Annotated in this window: 13 protein-coding genes; 10 read left to right on the forward strand and 3 right to left on the reverse strand. The window is 72.6% G+C overall.

Annotated elements, in window-relative coordinates; all coding sequences use genetic code 11:
* The first annotated feature begins 22 nt into the window (after window positions 1-22).
* From ACFWXO_RS00755 to ACFWXO_RS00775, 5 genes are all read left to right on the forward strand, one after another.
* The gene (locus tag ACFWXO_RS00755; RefSeq protein ID WP_380521070.1) at window positions 23-1,450 is read left to right on the forward strand and encodes a serine/threonine-protein kinase; all 1,428 of its coding nucleotides are present in this window, start codon (window positions 23-25) and stop codon (window positions 1,448-1,450) included.
* A gap of 1,146 nt (window positions 1,451-2,596) precedes the next feature.
* Window positions 2,597-3,562, forward strand: coding sequence for a hypothetical protein (locus ACFWXO_RS00760; protein WP_380521073.1), 966 nt, complete (start codon window positions 2,597-2,599; stop codon window positions 3,560-3,562).
* 191 nt (window positions 3,563-3,753) lie between these two features.
* The gene (locus ACFWXO_RS00765; RefSeq protein WP_375891388.1) at window positions 3,754-4,392 is read left to right on the forward strand and encodes a hypothetical protein; all 639 of its coding nucleotides are present in this window, start codon (window positions 3,754-3,756) and stop codon (window positions 4,390-4,392) included.
* Window positions 4,393-4,712: 320 nt separating this feature from the next.
* A complete protein-coding gene (locus ACFWXO_RS00770) occupies window positions 4,713-5,510 on the forward strand; it encodes an SGNH/GDSL hydrolase family protein (RefSeq protein ID WP_380521075.1) in 798 nt (265 codons plus the stop codon).
* Between the two features lie 274 nt (window positions 5,511-5,784).
* Complete coding sequence (locus tag ACFWXO_RS00775; RefSeq protein ID WP_380521077.1) at window positions 5,785-6,582, forward strand: SGNH/GDSL hydrolase family protein; 798 nt, start codon at window positions 5,785-5,787, stop codon at window positions 6,580-6,582.
* A gap of 142 nt (window positions 6,583-6,724) precedes the next feature.
* Here the strand turns inward: ACFWXO_RS00775 and ACFWXO_RS00780 are convergent, their stop codons facing one another.
* The 3 genes from ACFWXO_RS00780 to ACFWXO_RS00790 all read right to left on the reverse strand — a co-directional run bounded on the left by ACFWXO_RS00780 (window position 6,725) and on the right by ACFWXO_RS00790 (window position 11,318).
* Complete coding sequence (locus ACFWXO_RS00780) at window positions 6,725-7,615, reverse strand: nitroreductase/quinone reductase family protein (protein ID WP_380521080.1); 891 nt, start codon at window positions 7,613-7,615, stop codon at window positions 6,725-6,727.
* A gap of 432 nt (window positions 7,616-8,047) precedes the next feature.
* The gene (locus ACFWXO_RS00785; RefSeq protein WP_380521144.1) at window positions 8,048-9,214 is read right to left on the reverse strand and encodes a polysaccharide deacetylase family protein; all 1,167 of its coding nucleotides are present in this window, start codon (window positions 9,212-9,214) and stop codon (window positions 8,048-8,050) included.
* 274 nt (window positions 9,215-9,488) lie between these two features.
* Window positions 9,489-11,318, reverse strand: coding sequence for an AMP-dependent synthetase/ligase (locus ACFWXO_RS00790; RefSeq protein WP_380521083.1), 1,830 nt, complete (start codon window positions 11,316-11,318; stop codon window positions 9,489-9,491).
* Window positions 11,319-11,880: 562 nt separating this feature from the next.
* On the opposite strand from ACFWXO_RS00790, the gene ACFWXO_RS00795 reads away from it, so the two are divergent.
* The 5 genes from ACFWXO_RS00795 (at window position 11,881) to ACFWXO_RS00815 (ending at window position 18,125) form a co-directional block, all read left to right on the forward strand.
* The gene (locus tag ACFWXO_RS00795; protein ID WP_380521085.1) at window positions 11,881-14,994 is read left to right on the forward strand and encodes a nitrate- and nitrite sensing domain-containing protein; all 3,114 of its coding nucleotides are present in this window, start codon (window positions 11,881-11,883) and stop codon (window positions 14,992-14,994) included.
* A 37-nt stretch (window positions 14,995-15,031) separates the two neighbouring features.
* Window positions 15,032-15,451 (forward strand): roadblock/LC7 domain-containing protein, encoded by a 420-nt coding sequence (locus tag ACFWXO_RS00800; protein ID WP_375891400.1) that lies wholly within the window; start codon window positions 15,032-15,034, stop codon window positions 15,449-15,451.
* Window positions 15,452-15,459: 8 nt separating this feature from the next.
* Entirely contained in the window at window positions 15,460-16,008 is a 549-nt protein-coding gene (locus tag ACFWXO_RS00805) for a DUF742 domain-containing protein (protein ID WP_380521089.1), read from the forward strand.
* The gene (locus ACFWXO_RS00810; RefSeq protein WP_380404130.1) at window positions 15,989-16,636 is read left to right on the forward strand and encodes an ATP/GTP-binding protein; all 648 of its coding nucleotides are present in this window, start codon (window positions 15,989-15,991) and stop codon (window positions 16,634-16,636) included. Before ACFWXO_RS00805 ends, ACFWXO_RS00810 begins: the two co-directional genes overlap by 20 nt.
* Window positions 16,637-17,357: 721 nt before the next feature.
* On the forward strand, window positions 17,358-18,125 hold the full coding sequence (locus ACFWXO_RS00815) for a winged helix-turn-helix domain-containing protein (RefSeq protein WP_380521091.1): 768 nt from the start codon (window positions 17,358-17,360) through the stop codon (window positions 18,123-18,125).
* Window positions 18,126-18,392: the final 267 nt, after the last annotated feature.

Raw genomic sequence — 18,392 nt, forward strand, 5'->3', positions numbered from 1 at the left:
GTGCGAGAGCCCGGGGGACACGATGGCTCACGAGGCAAGCCCTGGCCAGCTCGTCGGGGGGAAGTACCGGCTGGTCTCCAGCCTGGGGTCGGGTGGCTTCGGACGGGTTTGGAAGGCTCACGACGAGCACCTTGACGTAGACATAGCGATCAAGGAGATCTGGCTCCCACCCGCGCAGTTCGAGGAGGAGTACAACGAGCGCCTCAAGCGCGCCGCGCGTGAGGCCCGAAGTGCCGCCAAGCTCCGCGATCACCCCAACATCGTGACCGTTCACGAAGTCGTCGTGGATGCCGGCCGCCCGTGGATCGTGATGCAACTGGTCAACGGCTGCTCGTTGGACGAATACGTCAGGCGGCGTGGCCCGTTGCCCCGTGACACGGCGCTCAAGGTTGCCAGGGCACTCCTGGAAGCCCTTGACGCCGCTCACCGCGCCGGTATCTTCCACCGCGACGTCAAACCGGCCAACGTCATGATGGCCTCCGACGGAAGAATCCTTCTCACCGACTTCGGGATCGCCCGGCACGAGAACGACACGGTGCTGACTGCGTCGGGGACAGTCATTGGCTCCCCGGAGTACATGGCGCCCGAGCGAATCCGGGGACGGGCCGACATGCCGGTCAGCGACCTCTTCTCCCTCGGAGCCACGCTCTTCCAAGCCATTGAAGGAATCTCCCCGTTCAGGAGGGAGACGTCAATGGCATCCATGTCCGCAGTGCTGATGGATGAGCCTCCACCGCTCGTGAAGGCCCGTGACCCGCTTAGAACAGTCGTCCGGCTGCTGCTTGAGAAGAAGCCCGAACAGCGGCTCGGCATTTCAACAGCATTGGTCTTCCTTGCCGGACCTTCTCGCTCGGAGAACCCCGGTGGGCCGCAGACTGAGCACAGGGTCTTGCTGCCGAAGAAGGATAACCAAGCCTACTTGAGAGCAGCCATAGAGCTTGAGCGGCAACAGCAGGTTGAGAAATTACTGCTCAACAGGCCATCACCTGCCACGCCGGTGCCCGCTGTCAACACACGCGGGCCACTGGAACAGCGGCACAGCAACTCCGAAGGCCAAGATGGCGCGAGCAGTGCAACCGAACGATCGGGCGGTCTCACGGCAAAGAAGGCCCGCGATGCAGTAGTCGTAGCAATGGGTGCCGTAGTTATGGTTGGCGCAATATCCTGGGGCCTTCCGAAATTAGTGAACAACACGGCCTGCGGGTGGATGAAGAGCGCGCTCGTCAAGTATGAGCCGAATGGCTATACTACATATCAAAATCGACAGCAGATCATCAATCAGGCGAAAGATGCTCTAGATCTCCCAGAGCTTGACTATGACATAAAATCCCGGCTTGAGACATATGAAGACAGCCTATTGAGAAATTGGTATGCCCAAGACGCTGGGGATGGTCAGGCGAGCCGGGCGCGGTCGGAGGTTTTGAAGGCATGCGGAGATGAGGGGAACTAGCGCGCCGAGGAGGCGCCAGGTGGGGACTCCTCCGAACTGCTGCCGCATGTCGGCGCCCGGCCATGGTCGTCCGCATGGACTCCTACCGCCCCGCCAAGACCACGCCCCCGGCTCCAGTGCCCGATCCCCGGCCTGAGCCGGTTGCCTCCGGGAACCCGTTCCTCGCGCTCCTCAGAACGCTCGAAGCAAAGCAAACCGCCCCGGCCTACTTGGCCGGGGCGGTTCTCTCATTTGCTGGTCCCGGGCATGCGTGATCGTCCGACCGGAGGCCTCGAGCACCTTTGCCGTGAGCCCCGCGTTCTTGCCGGGCGCGGTCGACAGCAGGTCGGGGACCACGGCGGCGAAGTGAGCCGGGACCAGGCGACTGCCAGCATGGTTCGGGTCTTCCCCCGGCCTGCGATGTACTCCCGCCGGACAAGCTGGTCGCCAGGGGCCAGGTTGAAGATGTCCTGGACGTACAGCGGGGGAACCACCAGTTCGGCCGCAGTGACACGACTGGTCTCGCCTTCCACCGGGCTCGACCTCAGTCGCTGCGCTGACAATCCCGGCCTGCTCAGTGGCCACGGGGGGTTGCCCGCTGGGCGAGCCGAGGGCGGGCGGTGGGCGAGTGGCGGGTGGACGGTGGGCGGGGGGTCGAAGAGGGGCTCATGTTTGCCCCTTGGTGGGCTGCGGTGGACGGCCTTGGGGGCAAATGTTGCTCCTCTGGGGAGCCTCGGGCGCAGGTGTTCGATTACTCGGGGTGGATTGTCAGTGGCTCTGTGTATGTTCCGTGGCGTCGGCGGATCCGGGGGTCGGAGGCCGACGGGACAGGAGGAGACCATGACCGTGCGGGAGTCGGTGTACGAGGTGTTGGGCGTCGTGGTGGTGCGGAAGCGGCTGCTGCGGGCGCCGGGGGCGCTGCTGTCCGGCGGGCGGAGGCCGGGGTCCGGGCCCGGGAACGCATCCGGGCCCGGGAGCGGGCCCGGGAGCGGGCCCGGGAGTGGGGCCGGCCCCGGGTTCGGGCGGCCGTCGGCGGGTGGGCCCGGTGGGGCCGCGCCGCCGGGCGCGGGGCGACCGCCGGGTGCGCGGGCCGTCGGGGCCGGGGGAGCCGGGGCGCGGGGGCGGCGCGACGGCCGGGCCCGCGGGGCGCCGCCCCAGCCGGTGGCGGTGGCGCTGGCCGTCGAGGCGGAGGACTTCGCCGTGCTGGCCGAGTACGGGCTGTTCGGCGCGCTCGGATACCGGGAGTACCTGGTGCGGGCGGAGGAGCAGCTCAGGGGCCTGTACCAGCAGGGGCTGGAAGTGCACCTGCGCGTCCTGGAGGCGGGTGACTTCGAGGACTACTGCGCCGCGCTCGGCCTCGACCCCCGGGCGTCGGCCGCCCGGGTCGCGTACGCGGGGGATCCGGAGCTCGCCGGGGAGCCCTTCGTCTACGCGGGGGAGCCGATGGCCGACCTCCTCCCGGTGCTGCTGGACGACCACCGGGCGCGGGTGCGGATGTCCGTCGGCTGTGCGGCGCTGCTCGACGTGCTGGGCGACGACCTGGCCGGGCAGCGGCGGATGGCGGCCGTGATGCGGTACGTGACGTCCGTGTACCTGGCGCTGGCCGAGGGCGCGGGGGAGGGCTGCCACCTGCTGACGCTGCGCTGCCACGGCCCGGAGGACGGTGAGCAGCTCACCTCGGCGGTGGACGTCTGCGTCGAGGCGGGGCGGCTGCTACCCGCCGGGCGGGACGTGGAGGCGTTCTGCGTCACGCTCGCGGCCGGCGTGGCCTCGGGCGGTGCGGGGGCGTTGCTGCTGCACGGCGATCCGGCCGCGTCGCCGTACCGGTCGGCGGGCCACGCGGCGGACCGGGCCCCGGACTGGGAGGCGGACCGACCCTCGGACCACCCTTCGGGGCGGTCGGCGAGCGCTCCGCCGGGCGGGCTCGCGGACGGGGCGAGGAGCGGTCCGCGGGTGCGGGGCTGGGCGCTGGCCGGTGGGCGGCTGCGGCCGATGACCGCCCACGAGGTGTTCGACGAGCTGGCCGACGACGCGGCGCGCGGGCTGCCCTTCCCGCCCGGTGCGGTCCCGCAGCCGGGGTTCCCGCTGCCGGGCCTCCCGGAGGCCGGGGGCGGGGGTGGGCTGCTGGGGTGATCAGGGCGTTCGCGGCCTCCGCATCCACCATGCGGCGCTGGGGACTGTTCATCGACCGCCTGTTCGGGGAAGATCGGAGAAGATCAACAGCAGGAGTGCGCGGTCCCCCACGCCGCCACTCCGGTCGCTCCGCTCCGTACCGTGCTCCGTAGGGTCCGGCGAGCCCGACACCGAGAGGGGGGACGCGCGGCATGGGCCGGATCGAGTTCACGGCGGAGATCGCCGAGCTGCTCGGGAAGGTGCGCCGGCGTCCCACGGCGGGTTGGCCGTGGCGGCCGGGTGAGCAGGTGCCGGAAGGGCTGCCGATGAAGCAGTCCTGGGGCTGGCTGTTCGCCCCGGACGGCCGGGTGCTGACCCTGGTCAACCCCCGGGACGGGATCTGCTCGCTGCCCGGCGGCTCGCTGGAGCCGGAGGACGACGGCGACCCGGCCGCCGCCCTGGCGCGGGAGGCGGGGGAGGAGGCCCAGGCCGTGATCGGCCGGCCGTACTACCTCGGCTACCTGTACGACCGGGTCGGCTCGGCGAACGGCGGGCACGAGTGCGCCCGGGTCCGGATGGCGGCGGCGCTGCGGGCGGTCGGTCCGAGCGCGGCCGATCCGGCCTCGGGCCGGCACTACCGGCGGCTGCTGGTCGCGCCGGGGCTCGCGGTCGAGCTGCTGGGCTGGGGCGAGCCCGGGCTGCGCCAGGCCCGGGCGGCGGTCGCCACCGCCGTCCACTGGCTCGGTGTGCCGGCCGCCGCGAACGAGGAGATCGAGGAGCTCCCGGTCGAGGGCTGCACGGTCTTCCCCGGCCCGGTGTACCCGGGCGGCGGACGCGTCCCGCGGTACTGAACCGGGCCCCCGGAACGCGGCCGGCGGCGCGCCGTCCCCGGAGCAGGGCTGCCCGGCGGCGGGCGCGGAACCGACGCACCGGCGGCCGCAGCCTGACCGGTGGCTGACGGCGAGCTGACTTCTCGGAAGTTTTTTGTCTACACGCGATGACCGACGCGCGTCGACGTACACCCACACCCACCTGGGCGAACTCACGCTCGGTCGGTGGTAGTTCACGTTTGCGCTATCAGACGGCCCGTCAATGTCCTTGGCATGAGCGCTTCCGTGCCGGGCTACCGCCTGGTATCCCTTCTGTGACCCGCGTCATATCAGGAGGTGCCATGCTCCGCCCTGCTCGTGCCCTGTCCGTCGCCGCCATTGCGGCCGGTCTCACCATGACGACGCTCTTCGCGGCGTCAGCCGCCAACGCGGCGGGTGTCAACTACGTCGCCCTCGGGGACTCGTACTCGGCCGGCGTCGGTGCCGGTAGCTACCTGAGCGACAGTGGTAGCTGCAAGCGCAGCACCAATGCGTACGCGTACCTGTGGAAGAACACGAACAAGCCGTCCTCCTTCTCCTTCGTGGCCTGTTCGGGGGCGAGAACCGGCGATGTGCTCAACAGTCAGGTCTCCGCGCTGAACACCGGCACCACGCTGGTCAGCCTGTCGATCGGCGGCAACGACGCGGGCTTCGCCGACACGATGAAGACCTGCGTGCTGGGCTCGGACAGCGACTGCCTCAACGCCGTCAACACGGCGAAGAGCTACGCGACCAACACCCTGCCCGGCCAGCTGGACCGGGTGTACTCCGCCATCAAGGCCAAGGCTCCGAAGGCCCACGTCGTGGTGATGGGCTACCCGCACCTGTACAAGGTCGGCGGCGACTGCATCTTCGGCATCGGTGACACCAAGCGTGCCGCCATCAACGGTGCGGCCGACACGTTGGACGGCGTGATCGCCAAGCGGGTCGCCAACGCAGGCTTCACCTTCGGCGACGTGCGCAGCGCCTTCGCCGAGCACGAGATCTGCGGCTCGCAGAGCACCTGGCTGCACAGCACCACGCTGCCGATCGACGAGAGCTACCACCCGAACTCGGCCGGCCAGTCCGGGGGTTACCTCCCGGTGTTCAGCCGCTCCTGAGCGAAGCGGCGTCGAGTACGCCGGTGCCGGGCGGCCACGGCCGGCGGGCACCGGCGCGTTGTTCCGTGCCGGAGCGCGCGTCCGCCTGTGCGGGTCCGCGTGTCCGCGGGTGCGCCGGCGCCCGGGGTGGCGGTCGGCGTGAACTGACCTTGCGCGCGCGGCAGTTCACTTCCACGCCAGCAGACTGCCCGTCAATGTCTTTGGCATGAACGCTTCCGTGTTCGATTACCGCTTGGTATCCCTTTCTGTGACCCGCGTCATACCTGGAGGTGCGATGCTCCGCCCTGCCCGTGCCCTCTCCGTCGCCGCGATCGCGGCGGCCCTCACCATGACGACGCTCTTCACGGCGTCAGCCGCCAACGCGGCCGGCGTGAACTACGTCGCCCTCGGCGACTCCTACTCGGCCGGCGTCGGTGCCGGCAACTACCTGGGCGACAGCGGCAGCTGCAAGCGCAGCGCCAACGCGTACGCCGAGCTCTGGACGAACGCGAACTCCCCGGCCTCCTTCTCCTTCGTCGCCTGCTCGGGCGCGAGAACCGGTGACATCCTCAACAGCCAGATCTCCGCGCTGAACAGCGGCACCACGCTGGTCAGCCTCTCGGTCGGCGGCAACGACGCGGGCTTCTCCAGCACCATGAAGACCTGCGTGCTGGGCTCGGACAGCGACTGCCTCAACGCCGTCAGCACGGCCGAGAGCTACGCGACCAACACCCTGCCCGGCCAGCTGGACCAGGTGTACAACGCCATCAGTGCCAAGGCCCCGAACGCCCACGTCGTGGTGATGGGCTACCCGCACCTCTACCAGATCGGCGGCTACTGCCTCTTCGGCATCGGCGACACCAAGCGTGCCGCCATCAACGAGGCCGCCGACACCCTGGACGGCGTGATCGCCAAGGAGGTCGCCAACGCCGGCTTCACCTTCGGCGACGTGCGTGACGCCTTCTCCGGCCACGAGATCTGCGGCTCGCAGGACACCTGGCTGCACAGCACCACCCTGCCGATCGACGAGAGCTACCACCCCAACTCGGCCGGCCAGGCCAACGGCTACCTCCCGGTGTTCAGCCAGTCCTGAGCGTCCGCGCTCTGCCGCTCTGCCGCTCTGCCGCTCTGCCGCTCCGCCGTCCCGTCGGGTCGCCATCCCGGTGGGCTGACGGTGTGACGCCGGTGCCGCCGTCCCCTCCCAGGTCCTGGGAAGGGACGGCGGCACCGCCGCGTCAGCGCCCGGTGCCGGGGTCCGGCCGCACCGGCGGGAAGGGGATCCCGGCGAGAGCGGGCAGCAGCTCCGCCTCCTCGTGGGCGAGGTGAGCCTCCAACTCAGCTGACATCCGGTCCAGTTCGGAGCGGAGCTGATCCGGATCCGTGACCTCGATCCCGGCCAGCAGCGCCAGCAGCTCCTCCTTGATCCGTCCGATCGCCCGGTGCTGCTCACCGAGCCGCTCCAGCACTCCGGCGAGTTCGGGGTGGCTGCGCGCGAGGGCGGGGAAGATCGCGGAGTCCTCGCCGGTGTGGTGGCGCGTCAGCCCCTCGCAGAACGCCAGGCAGTGCTGGCGCAGTTGCAGCCCGAGCCCGGCCGGGCGGCCGGGGGAGTGGGCTTGGGCCTCGGCCCGGACGTGGCGCAGTTGGGCCCGCAGCCAGCTGTGCGCCTCCAGCAGCTTGTCGGCCAGGCTGCGGACGTCGCGCGGGTGGCCCGGCGGCGCTTCGGGGCGCTCCAGGACGACCACCGGCAACTCCCGCTCGGTGTGGGCCTGGTAGTCGCCGTACCCGGGTGCCCGGCGGACGACGGCGGCGAACAGTCGCTCCCGGCGCGGGCCTTCGGCGGGTACCGCGATCGCGTCGAAGGTCTCGGTGCCGAGCTCGACCCTGACCACGGGGTGGGCCAGCAGATTGCGGTACCACTGCGGGTGTTCCGGCGCGCCGGCCGCCGAGGCGATGACCAGGAGCAGCCCCTCGGACCGGACGTACCCGAGCGGTACGGTGTGCGGCCGGCCGGAGTGCGCCCCGGTGGTGGTCAGCAACAGCAGGTCGCCGCCCTCGAACGGACCGCCGACCCGGCCGTCGTTGGCGCGGAACTCCTCGATGACATTCAGGTTGAAGGACATGGGCATGTGTGTGGTGAAGTCTCCTGCGAGTGAGGGGGCGCGGCCACACACGGCATCACGCGACGAACGGGCGGACACCGTGGTGGCCGCCTGGGTCAGATCAGGGCAGCGGAGAAGGTACTCATCGCGCATCGTCCCTTTGCGTGCAAGGTGCTGGCCCGACTGCCGGCCGGCCCACTTCTCTGTGGCCGACGCCGCGCTGCACACCCCCATGAGACGTGGGCCGTGGATGCCGTGTCAATAGGCGTGATCACCGTGGAGCGTGCGCGGGGAGAGGGGGTGGGGCCGACGGTGGCAGCGACGGGACGACCGCGAAGGGATGACGGGTAACAGATGACAGAGAACAGATGACAGATAACAGCTGACAGATTTCATCATCTGAAATCTGTCGGCTGTCATGCGTCGGCTGTCATCCGTTCGCCGCCCGGGGCGGGCCGGTCAGCGCAGGTAGTCGATCAGCCCGGCCGGCTTGAGGCCCGCGGCGTCGGCGGCGGCGAGGGCGCGGGGCAGGTCGGTGGCGAGGGTGTCGGTCCAGTGCATCAGGATCACGTCGCCCGGCTGGAGCGGGCCCGGGTGCCAGATGTTGGAGGCGCCCCAGCTGTAGTCGGCGTCGGCGGTCAGCACGGTGCGGATGCCGCAGTTCGCGGCGGCCTGCAGGGTGTCGGCGTTCCAGGCGAAGAACGGCGGGCGGAACACCACGGGCGCGGTGCCGAACAGCCGGGTCATCGCGTCGCGCGCGTCGCAGATCTCCACCTGCTGCTGCTCCAGGGGGAGTTTGCTCAGGTCGGAGTGCGAGACGCTGTGGTCCTGCACGGAGGAGCCGGGCACGGCGGTGACCCGCTTGAAGAAGTCCGGGTCGGTGCCGGCCGGCATCGGCAGCGGGAAGGCCGTGATCGGCAGGTGGTGGTCGGCGATGAAGCGTTCCGCCTCGGGGGTGCGCTGCCAGCCGTCGTCCACGGTGAAGAAGACGACCTTGTCGGTGGTCGGGATCGAGCCGGCCGCCACCGCCGGGGCGGGCGCCGGGCCGTCGACCCGTACGTCGTCCACCGAGAACGGGCCCTGCTGGTACCAGCCGTGCACGTACAGCCGGATGCTGTGGGTGTTCGGGCCGGTGGTGAAGCGGGTGGTCAGCTGCTGCCAGCCGCCGGAGGTGGTCTCGGTCCAGGCGGGGGCGACGTCCCGGCCGGTGCCGGTGGCGCCCAGGTAGACGAAGTTGCCGCGCACCCAGGCCGAGGCGGTGTAGGTGGTGCCGGGCTGGACGGCGACGGTCTGCGCGCACTCGCCGGTGGAGTCGTCGTTCGCCGGGGTGACGGTGAGCGCCGAGGTGCCGGAGTGTGCGCCGGAGGTGGTGACGGCCGCCTCGGCCGGGCCGCCGGTGCAGCTCCAGCCGGGGATGCTGCCCCAGTCGGCGAGGGCGGGGGAGGGCAGTTCGAAGCCGGGGTTGGTGGCCAGGTTGACGGTCGTGGCGCCCGCGCCGCCGGCGGGGGAGACGGGGGTCGCGGGGGAGGCCGTCGGGGAGGCCGTCGGGGAGGCGGAGGCCGCCGGGACGGCGAAGGCGGTGAGCAGCGCGACGGAGGCGGCCAGCGCGGACAGGCGCGTGGACATCGACACGTGAGGACTCCAGCAGGTGGGGGCACGCCCGTGGGGAGGGCGCGGAACGGGAATCTGGACCGTGGAACCGGGGCGCTCCCGGAGGGGCGGGAGCGGGTGGTGCAGGTGCGCCGCACTCGGACCGAAGAGCAACAATGGACTGGACCAATCCACCCGTCAAGGGAACGGCAGGTGAACCGCAGCGCGAACGATCCGTCCCGAAAGGGGACAAGACGGTACGTCAGAAGACCTGCCCGACGGCATGGTTCGGACGGAGGTCAGGCCCGGCTCAGGAGAGGTACAGCTCCTCGATGTCCGTCGAGTAGTACTCCGCGATCGCCGTCCGCCGCAGCTTGAGTGAGGGGGTCAGCAGTCCCTGCTCCAGGCTGAACTCCCGTGGCAGCAGGCGGAACGCGCGGATCGACTCGGCCCGCGAGACGGCGGTGTTCGCCGCCGCCACCGCGCGCTGGACCTCGACGTGCAGCTGCTCGTCCGCCAGCACCGCCCAGGCGTCCAGTTGCTCCCGTCCGCGGGTCTTGAGCCAGTGCGCCAGCGCGGCCGGGTCGAGGGTGATCAGCGCCGCCACGTACGGCCGGTCGTCGCCGACCACCAGGCACTGGGAGACCAGCGGGTGCGCCTCGACCCGTTCCTCCAGTGCCGTCGGGGCGAGGTTCTTGCCGCTGCTGGTGACGATCAGGTCCTTCTTGCGGCCGGTGATGGTGAGGTAGCCGTCCTCGTCCAGCCGGCCCAGGTCGCCCGTCCCGAACCAGCCGTCGACCAGTGATTCCGCCGTGCACTGCGGGTGGTTGAGGTAGCCGCCGAAGACCGAGCCGCCGCGCACCCACACCTCGCCGTCGTCCGCGATGGCCACCGAGGCGCCCGGCACCGGCTGTCCGACGGTGCCGAGCTTCTGCCGGCCGGCCGGGTTGGCGGTGATCGCCGCGCTGGTCTCGGTGAGGCCGTAGCCCTCGTAGAACTGGAGCCCGGCGCCGGTGAAGAACAGGCCCAGGTCCCGCCGCAGCGAGGAGCCTCCGCACATCACGGTGCGCACCCGCCCGCCGAGCACGGCGCGCAGCTTCGGGTAGACGGTCCGCTCGTAGGCCAGGTGGCGCAGCCGCAGGGCCGTACCGGGGCCGGGTCCGCGGCCGAAGGCCTTCTGCTCCCGGGCGGCCGCCCAGTCGACGGCCACCTGCCGGGCCTGCTCGAAGAGTTCGCCGCGCCCGGCCTCCTCGGCGGCGCGCCTGGCCCGCTGGAAGATCTTCTCGAAGACGTACGGGACGGCGTGCAGGAAGGTCGGCCGGAAGCTCGCCAGGGCGGGCAGCAGCGCGTCGGTGGAGACCTCGGGGACGTGCCCGATCCGGAAGCCGCCGCGGATCGCCGCGATCTGCACCGCCCGTCCGTAGACGTGCGCCAGCGGTAGGAAGAGCAGGGTGGCGGGCTGGCCGCCACCGCCGGTGTCGCGCAGCACCTCGCCCCAGCCGGCGAGCAGCGAGTCGGCCTCGGCGGCCAGGTTGGCGTGGCTGATCAGGCAGCCCTTGGGGCGTCCGGTGGTGCCCGAGGTGTAGACCACGGTGGCGATGTTGGCGGCGGTGACGCCGAGCCGCTGGCGGTGCACCAGGGCGTCGGGGACGCCCATGCCGTCCTCGGTGATCGCGGCGACGCAGTCGCGGTCCAGCTGCCAGATCCCGGTCAGGTCGGGCAGGGCGTCGCAGACCGCGCCGACGGTCATCGCGGCGTCCTCGTCCTCGACCAGGCAGGCCACCGCCTGGGTCTCGGCGAGGATCCAGCGGACCTGCTCGGGCGCGGCGGTGGGGTAGACCGGGACGGTGATCGCACCGATCGACCAGAGTGCGTAGTCGAACAGCGTCCACTCGTATCGCGTGCGGGACATCAGGGCGACCCGGTCGCCGTAGCGCACGCCGCGGGTCAGCAGGCCCTTGGCGAGGGCGAGGACGTCGTCCCGGAACTCCCGTGCGGTGACGTCCTGCCAACGTCCGTCGCCGGTCCGCCGGGACAGTTGCACCAGGTCGGGGCGGCGTTCGGCGGTGTCGTACAAGGAGTCGGCGAGTCCTCCGGTGGCCTCGGGCCCGGCCGGGGCGGGGGTGGTGAACTCGCGCACAGTCCTCCCCAGTTCGCGTCTCGCGGCGCTGTCCGTCGGCCCCGGCGCACGGGCACCGGGATGGCGGCGCCCGGTCGTGCGGGGTGGTGCGAAACTATCGGATCGGCCTGTCACTGCCCAGGGTTGTGACGGTGACGCGACGAGATCGACACCGGTCAGCACGGATGGTGTCGCAGTTGGGGAGGAGTCGCGGAGGCGGCGGTGGGTGCCCCGGGGGTGCCCCGGGAGCCGAGTGGGAGTCGTCGGTGACGGCACGGCGACGGGCCGGGGAGGAGGGGCCGGGTCCGGCTCGGGGTGGAGCGGGGTGGATCGCGGCCGTCCCCTGACGTGTCCGGGGCAAGGCGAAGAAGCGGATCGGTTCGACCCTCGAACGTGTGGTCAGGGCGTAGTAGAGTCTCGCAGACCCGTGGCCGGGAGCCCCCGCAGCTCCCTGTCCAGGACTCCCCGAGTACCGCCCCGCCCGCCGTCCAGCCTGCCGTCAAGCCTGCCGTCCCACCAGTACCCCGGAAGCCCTCCGAACCGCTCCCCGTCCGCGCCTGGCACTTCCCCGACCGAGGACTCCATGCGTCTGCGCAGCAGCTCGATCCGCGCGAAGATCATCGCGCTGCTCCTGGTGCCCATCGTCGCGCTCGTCGCCCTGTGGGCGTACGCGACGCTCGCCGCCACCGGGGACGCCTGGAGCCAGCTGTCGATCAGCAGTGCGTACAAGGACTACGGGGCGGCGGTGGACCAGTACACCGGCGACCTGCAGAACGAGCGCCGCGCCGCCGTCCAGCACCTGGCCGACCCGAACTCGCCGGTCGCCCGGGACGGCTTCGAGCACGCGCGGACGGCCACCGACCACAGCCTCGCGGTGCTGCGCCAGAAGAAGGACGCCGCCGGCGACCGGCTCTCCACCGGCCAGCGGGCCCGCCTGCTGCAGATCATCGCCGCGGCCGACCAGCTCGGCCCGCTCCGCGCCCAGGTCGGTCGACTGGCGCTCAACTGGGAATTCGCCCTCGGACAGTACAGCGACCTGATCCGCCCCGTCTTCGGCTTCCGGTCCGCGTACGTCGCCCGGCAGAGCGGCCAACTCCCGCGCCAGGGCACCATCCTGATCGAGCTGGTGCGCGCCCGCGAGTACCTCTCCCAGGAGGACGCGGCGATGGAGGGCCTGCGCACCGGCGCGGCCCGGCCCACCGCCGAGCAGTACCAGGCCGCGCTGGACGCCCTGCACAACCAGCAGGCCCTGTTCACCGTCTACATCGCCGAGCTGGAACCCGCCGACCAGGCCGACTACATCGCGCTGCGCGGCGGCGAGGCCTGGGGCGCGCTGGCCCGGGCCGAGGCGGACTTCGTCGGCGCCGGCGGCCCCGACCGGGTGGTCCAGGCCCTCAACGGCGACAACTGGCGGGAGACCGCCGACCGCTCGCTCGGCGACCTCTCCTCGATCAACTCCCGGATCACCGCAGGGATGGACGAGCGCGGGCGCTCGGCCGCGATCGCGGCGCTGTGGCGCGGCGGCATCGCCGGCGCGATCGGCCTGGTCGCCGTCGTGCTGTCGGTGATGATCTCCTTCCGGATCGGGCGCGGCCTGGCCCGCGAGCTGATCAACCTGCGCAACGCGGCCAATGAGCTCGCCAGCACCCGACTGCCGTCCGTCATGCTCCGGCTGCGCCGCGGCGAGCCGGTGGACGTCGCCGTCGAGGCACCCGAACTGCGCTTCGGCCAGGCCGAGATCGGACAGGTCGGCCAGGCCATCAACGCGGTCCAGCGGGCCGCCGTGGAGGCCGCCGTCGAGCAGGCCGAACTGCGCCGCGGCGTCGCGGCGGTGTTCGTCAACCTGGCCCGGCGCAGCCAGGTGCTGCTGCACCGGCAGCTCACCCTGCTGGACACCATGGAGCGCCGCACCGAGGACCCGGCGGAGCTGGAGGACCTCTTCAAGGTCGACCACCTCACCACCCGCATGCGCCGCCACGCCGAGGGCCTGATCATCCTGGCCGGCGGCTCACCCGGACGCGCCTGGCGCAAGCCGGTCCGGATGGTGGACGTGGTCCGCGCGGCGGTCGGTGAGGTCGAGGACTACGCCCGGGTGACCGTCCGGCCGTTCCCCGGCACCGGCCTGCTCGGCAGCGCCGTCGCCGACGTCACCCACCTGATCGCCGAACTGGTGGAGAACGCGGCCGTGTTCTCCCCGCCGACCACCCAAGTCACCGTTCAGGGCGAGGTGGTGGCGCACGGCTTCGCGCTGGAGATCGACGACCGCGGACTCGGGCTGAGCGAGCAGCTGCTCGCCGAGATCAACGAACGCATCACCGAGGAGCAGGAGTTCGACCTCGCCGACACCGACCGGCTGGGGCTGTTCGTGGTCAGCCGGCTCGCCCGGCGGCACGGCATCCGGGTCCACCTGCGGCCGTCCCCGTACGGGGGGACGACGGCGGTGGTGCTGATCCCGCGCGAGCTGCTGGCGGAGGCACCGGACGGATTGCCGGAGCCGCCCGCGGCCGGGGGCGGTGCCGGCGGTGTCACGGGTGGAGGACGACGGCCGGTGGGCCGGGCGGCCGGGCGTACGGCCGGGCGGCGTGACCTGGTCGCGGTGCCCGACCCGGCCTCCGGCGGCGCCGCGGGCCCGTCCGCGGGCGCGTCTCCGTTCGCGGATTCGTCCACGTCCATGTCCACGTCGCCGTCCACGGATCCGTACCCGGGCGGGTCTGCCGGTCCGGTGCCCGCCGGGGGCACGGGCGGGCGGCACCGGGTGACCGGCGGACCGCGGCCGTCCGTGCCCGAGACCGGGCTTACGGCCAACGGGTTGCCGCGCCGGGCGGCACGGACCAAGGGCGGTCCGGTGCTGGTGCCCGCGCCGGCCTCGGACGTCGAGACCGGGACGGGCACGGGACGGCACCGGCGGGACGCGGCGCAAGCCACGGTCGCCGCGGTGCCCGCCCTGGTGGACGCCGTGCCCGTGGATGCCGCGCCGGTGGACGCCGTGCCCGCGGACGCCGCGCCGGTGGACGCCGTGTTCGGGGGCGCCGCCCCCGTCGCCGCGGCTGGGGCCGACGCCGCGCCCCGGACGCCCGGCGGGCTGCCCCGTCGGGTCCGGCAGGCGAACCTCGCTCCGCAGCTCAAGGAACTGGCGAAGGACCGCCTCCGCGGGGAACCCGGGGCCGCGGGCCGGGCCGGTGGACCGTCGGCGGAGGCCGCCGATACAGGGGAGGCCGACCGGGCCGCGGAGGTCAGGGAACGCTCGCCGGAGGAGGCCAGGGCCACCTTCGCCTCGTTCCAGCGCGGCTTCACCCGCGGCCGCGGCACCACCGCCCCGGCGGACCGTACGGCCGCGTCGGGTGCCCGGCCCGTCGCCGTACCGCGCTGGCAGCCGCCGGACACCTCCCGGCTGGCGATCAGCCCGGCGCCCGCCCCGGCGGCGCTGCCCGCACTCCCGCCCGGGGACGCCGCCCGGGCGCCGCTCGCCCGTCGGATCCCGCCGGGCCAGCCGGTGCGGCGGAACCCTGCGGCCGTCCCGGCCGTACCACCAGTGACACCTTCAGTGCCCGTAGCACCGGCAGTGCCCGCCACACCGGCAGGACCCGTAGCACCGGCAGGAACCGTCGTACCCGCAGGACCCGTAACACCGGCAGTGCCCGCTACGGCCGCAGGACCCGCTGCACCCTCAGGACCGCAGGATCCGCAGCCCTCGTAGTACCCGCACCACCCGCTCCAGCGGAAGGAACTGATTCATGACCACTTCGACGCAGCCGTCCGGGGACCTCAACTGGCTCCTGGACGACCTGGTGGGCCGGGTCGCGGCCCTGCGCTACGCGGTGATCCTCTCCAGCGACGGGCTGGCCACCGGCGCCTCGCGCGACCTCGACCGCGAGGACGCCGAGCACCTCGCCGCGGTCGCGGCCGGGTTCCACAGCCTGGCCAAGGGGGCCGGCGGGCACTTCAAGGTCGGCGGGGTCCGGCAGACCATGGTGGAGCTGGACGAGGCGTTCCTTTTCATCACGGCTGCGGGCGACGGCAGTTGTCTGGCCGTGCTGAGCGAGGCCGAGGCGGACATCGGCCAGATCGCCTACGAGATGGCCCTGCTGGTCAAGCGGGTCGGCGAGCACATGGCCGCCGAGCCGCGCACCGAAACCGCCGCGCCGAGGGGCTGAGCGGTCCGATGGCGGATCCGATGGCGGACGGCTCGGTGACCCCGGAGGGCGCGGAGCCGGCGGGCACGGCCCCGGAAGGCACGGAGCCGGACGGCCCGGCCACCGACGGTGCGGGGCCGGAGCAGGACACCCCGGGCGGACCCGAGGTCGACCTGTTCCGGCCCCGCACCCCGGTCGACGACCGGTGGTTCGACGACGAGGCCGGACCGGTGGTGCGGCTCTACTCGATGACCAGGGGCCGCACCCGGCCGGTCGAGGAGGGGCTGTTCGACCTGATCTCGCTGGTCACCGCCAAGGAGCCCGGGCCGGACGCGGGGGCCGTGCCCGCGCACGTCCTCGACCCGGAGCACCAGACCCTGCTGGCCTGGTGCCGCCACGAGCCGCTGTCCGTCGCCGAGCTCGGCTCCTACACCGACCTGCCGGTCAGCGTCGTGCGCGTCCTGCTCGGCGACCTCTACGACGCCGACCTGATCAGCGTCACCCGACCCGTTCCGCTCGCCGAGCTGCCGGACGAGCGCCTGCTGCGAGACGTGATCAATGGACTCCGTGCGCTCTGACCCCACCCCGCCGAGCACCGCCGCGAAGCCTGCCGGGAGCGCCGATGACCCGCGCTGGCGCGGCGGTCCGGCCGCCGCGGTGAAGATCCTGGTGGCGGGCGGGTTCGGCGCGGGCAAGACCACCCTGGTCGGGTCGGTCAGCGAGATCCGGCCGCTGCGCACCGAGGAGGAACTCAGCGAACTGGGCCGCCCGGTGGACGACACCTCGGGCGTGGAGGCCAAGCGGACCACCACGGTGGCGATGGACTTCGGCCGGATCGACCTGCGGCCCGGCCTCGCGCTCTACCTGTTCGGGACGCCCGGGCAGGACCGGTTCTGGTTCGTCTGGGACGAGCTGGCGCGTGGCGCGCTCGGCGCCGTGGTGCTCGCGGACACCCGGCGGCTGGCCGACTGCTTCCCCTCGGTCGACTTCTTCGAGCAGCGCGGCATCCCGTTCCTGGTCGCGGTCAACTGCTTCGACGGCACCGAGCGGTTCGCCCCGGAGGAGGTCCGGGACGCGCTGGACCTCGACCCGGGCATCCCGGTGGTCCTGTGCGACGCCCGGCTGCGGGAGGACGGCAAGGGACTGCTCGTGGCGCTGGTCGAGCACGCCGCCGAGCTCCGTCGGCGGGCTGCGGCCCGGACCTGAGGCTCCGTGGGATCGGTCCTGGTCAGGGGCGCTTCGTGCACCCGACGTCTCATTCGGTGGTCCACATGTCGGACGAACGGTGCGCGGAAGGTTGCCTAGACAGGCTCGGGCGTGGAAGGCTCTGTGGACGTAAGCCGTCCCGGCGCGCACCGGATCATGGGTGTGTCGCCGCGCGGGCAACGAAGCGCAACGAAGCGCAAGCGCGTGGAGCGCGACGAGGCAGGACGAAGGGGGAGGGCAGCAGGGATGACCGTCGGCAAGCGACGCATCACCGCCGTGCCCGGCCCCGTCATGCCGGTGCTCACCGTCCGCCGCTACATCGACCACGCGCTGATCTGCAGCGCCTGTTGTCGCTGACCGGCCTCCTCCACCCCGGTACGTCCCCGGCACCCCAGGCCTGCACCCGGCCGCCGCCCGACGCACCACCGACCCCGTCGACCAGGCCGTAGCGGACCGCACGTCAGGAGCGCCCGCGGCCGACCGATCCGGCCCCGCCCCGCGGAGAGACCACCAGTGAACACCGTTCGCCCCAGCAACTCCCTCGAACCGTTCTGGCCGTCCCGGCAGCCACACCTGTTCGATCAGACGTGTCCGGGTTCGCCCAGCGCGTCCCGGCCCTCCGCCCGCTGAACCCGGTCCCCCGGTCCAGCTCCGGCAGTACGCCCGGTCGACGCGCAGACGACTCCACCCCGTCCGTCACGCGCGAAATGAGCGGCACACCATGTCTTCCTCCTCCACGGCCACCCTGCCCCTGCCCGTCGCGACCCCGCACCTGCGCGCGGTCCGCTCCGTTCCCCCGGTCTCCGTCCCGCCCGTCTCCGTTGTTTCTTCCGTCGTTCCCTCCGCCGTGCCCTCCGGCCCGTCGGTCCCGCCCCAGTCCGGGGCGGTCGCACCGCCGGCCCCCGCGTCGCTGCTCGCCGCACTGCCGGAGGGCGCGGCCGTCGTCGCCGCCCTGCCGCAGGGAGTGCTGCCGCAGGGCCTGCTCGCCCAGTACGGTGCGCAGACCGGCGCGCCCGCCGGCCACCCGATGGTCGGCTACCTGGTGCTGGTACCGGCCGAGAGCCCGGCGGCCGGTCCGCTCGGACTGGCCGGGCACGCCACGCCGGGCACGCTGCCGGGTGGCGCCGGATCGGGCCTTGCGGGTTCGGGTCTTGCGGGGACGGGCGCCGCACCGGCCGCCGTCCGTCCGGTCCGGCCCGCCGGACGCGGCATCGCCGTCGACGCCGAGCGCCGCAACGCCTACGTCGACGGGCGGCTGCTCGACCTCACCTACCTGGAGTTCGAGCTGCTTGCCCACCTCACCGAGCACCCGCAGCGGGTGCACACCCGGGACCACCTGGTCTCGGCGGTCTGGGGCTACGGCCACGTCGGGGACGGTCGCACGGTCGACGTGCACGTCGCCCGGCTGCGCCGCAAGCTCGGCCCCGCCTACCGGGACTCGATCGTGACGGTGCGCCGGGTCGGGTACAAGTACACGCCGGTCAACTGAGCTGCTGCTCCGCGCTGTTCGGCCGTTGGCCCAGGGTCTTCGGTCCACCGTCTCCGGCCCACCGTCGGTGGCCGACCGTCTCCGGCCGACCGCTTGTGGCCGACCGCCTTCGGCGTGAGGCCGCTCTGCGTCACAGCGGGCCGCCCGTTGGTGCGTGAACGGGCGGCCCCCTGCCGCGGGGTGGGGCGGCGGGGGGGGGGGCGGGTCGATGCGGTTGGTCCGGGTGGGGGGGGGCCCGGGGGCGGGCCGTTGGGCGGGGGGCCGCGC

The sequence above is a fragment of the Kitasatospora sp. NPDC059088 genome, from assembly GCF_042738155.1.
Classification (GTDB): Bacteria; Actinomycetota; Actinomycetes; order Streptomycetales; family Streptomycetaceae; genus Kitasatospora.

What these genes read in the sequence shown, in the direction of transcription:
- ACFWXO_RS00755 (WP_380521070.1), top strand. Translation starts at nt 23, where the DNA reads ATGGCTCACGAGGCAAGCCCTGGCCAGCTCGTCGGGGGGAAGTACCGG.
- ACFWXO_RS00765 (WP_375891388.1), top strand. Translation starts at nt 3,754, where the DNA reads ATGGGCCGGATCGAGTTCACGGCGGAGATCGCCGAGCTGCTCGGGAAG.
- ACFWXO_RS00770 (WP_380521075.1), top strand. Translation starts at nt 4,713, where the DNA reads ATGCTCCGCCCTGCTCGTGCCCTGTCCGTCGCCGCCATTGCGGCCGGT.
- ACFWXO_RS00775 (WP_380521077.1), top strand. Translation starts at nt 5,785, where the DNA reads ATGCTCCGCCCTGCCCGTGCCCTCTCCGTCGCCGCGATCGCGGCGGCC.
- ACFWXO_RS00780 (WP_380521080.1), bottom strand. Translation starts at nt 7,615, where the DNA reads ATGCCCATGTCCTTCAACCTGAATGTCATCGAGGAGTTCCGCGCCAAC.
- ACFWXO_RS00785 (WP_380521144.1), bottom strand. Translation starts at nt 9,214, where the DNA reads ATGTCCACGCGCCTGTCCGCGCTGGCCGCCTCCGTCGCGCTGCTCACC.
- ACFWXO_RS00795 (WP_380521085.1), top strand. Translation starts at nt 11,881, where the DNA reads ATGCGTCTGCGCAGCAGCTCGATCCGCGCGAAGATCATCGCGCTGCTC.
- ACFWXO_RS00800 (WP_375891400.1), top strand. Translation starts at nt 15,032, where the DNA reads ATGACCACTTCGACGCAGCCGTCCGGGGACCTCAACTGGCTCCTGGAC.
- ACFWXO_RS00805 (WP_380521089.1), top strand. Translation starts at nt 15,460, where the DNA reads ATGGCGGATCCGATGGCGGACGGCTCGGTGACCCCGGAGGGCGCGGAG.
- ACFWXO_RS00810 (WP_380404130.1), top strand. Translation starts at nt 15,989, where the DNA reads ATGGACTCCGTGCGCTCTGACCCCACCCCGCCGAGCACCGCCGCGAAG.
- ACFWXO_RS00815 (WP_380521091.1), top strand. Translation starts at nt 17,358, where the DNA reads ATGTCTTCCTCCTCCACGGCCACCCTGCCCCTGCCCGTCGCGACCCCG.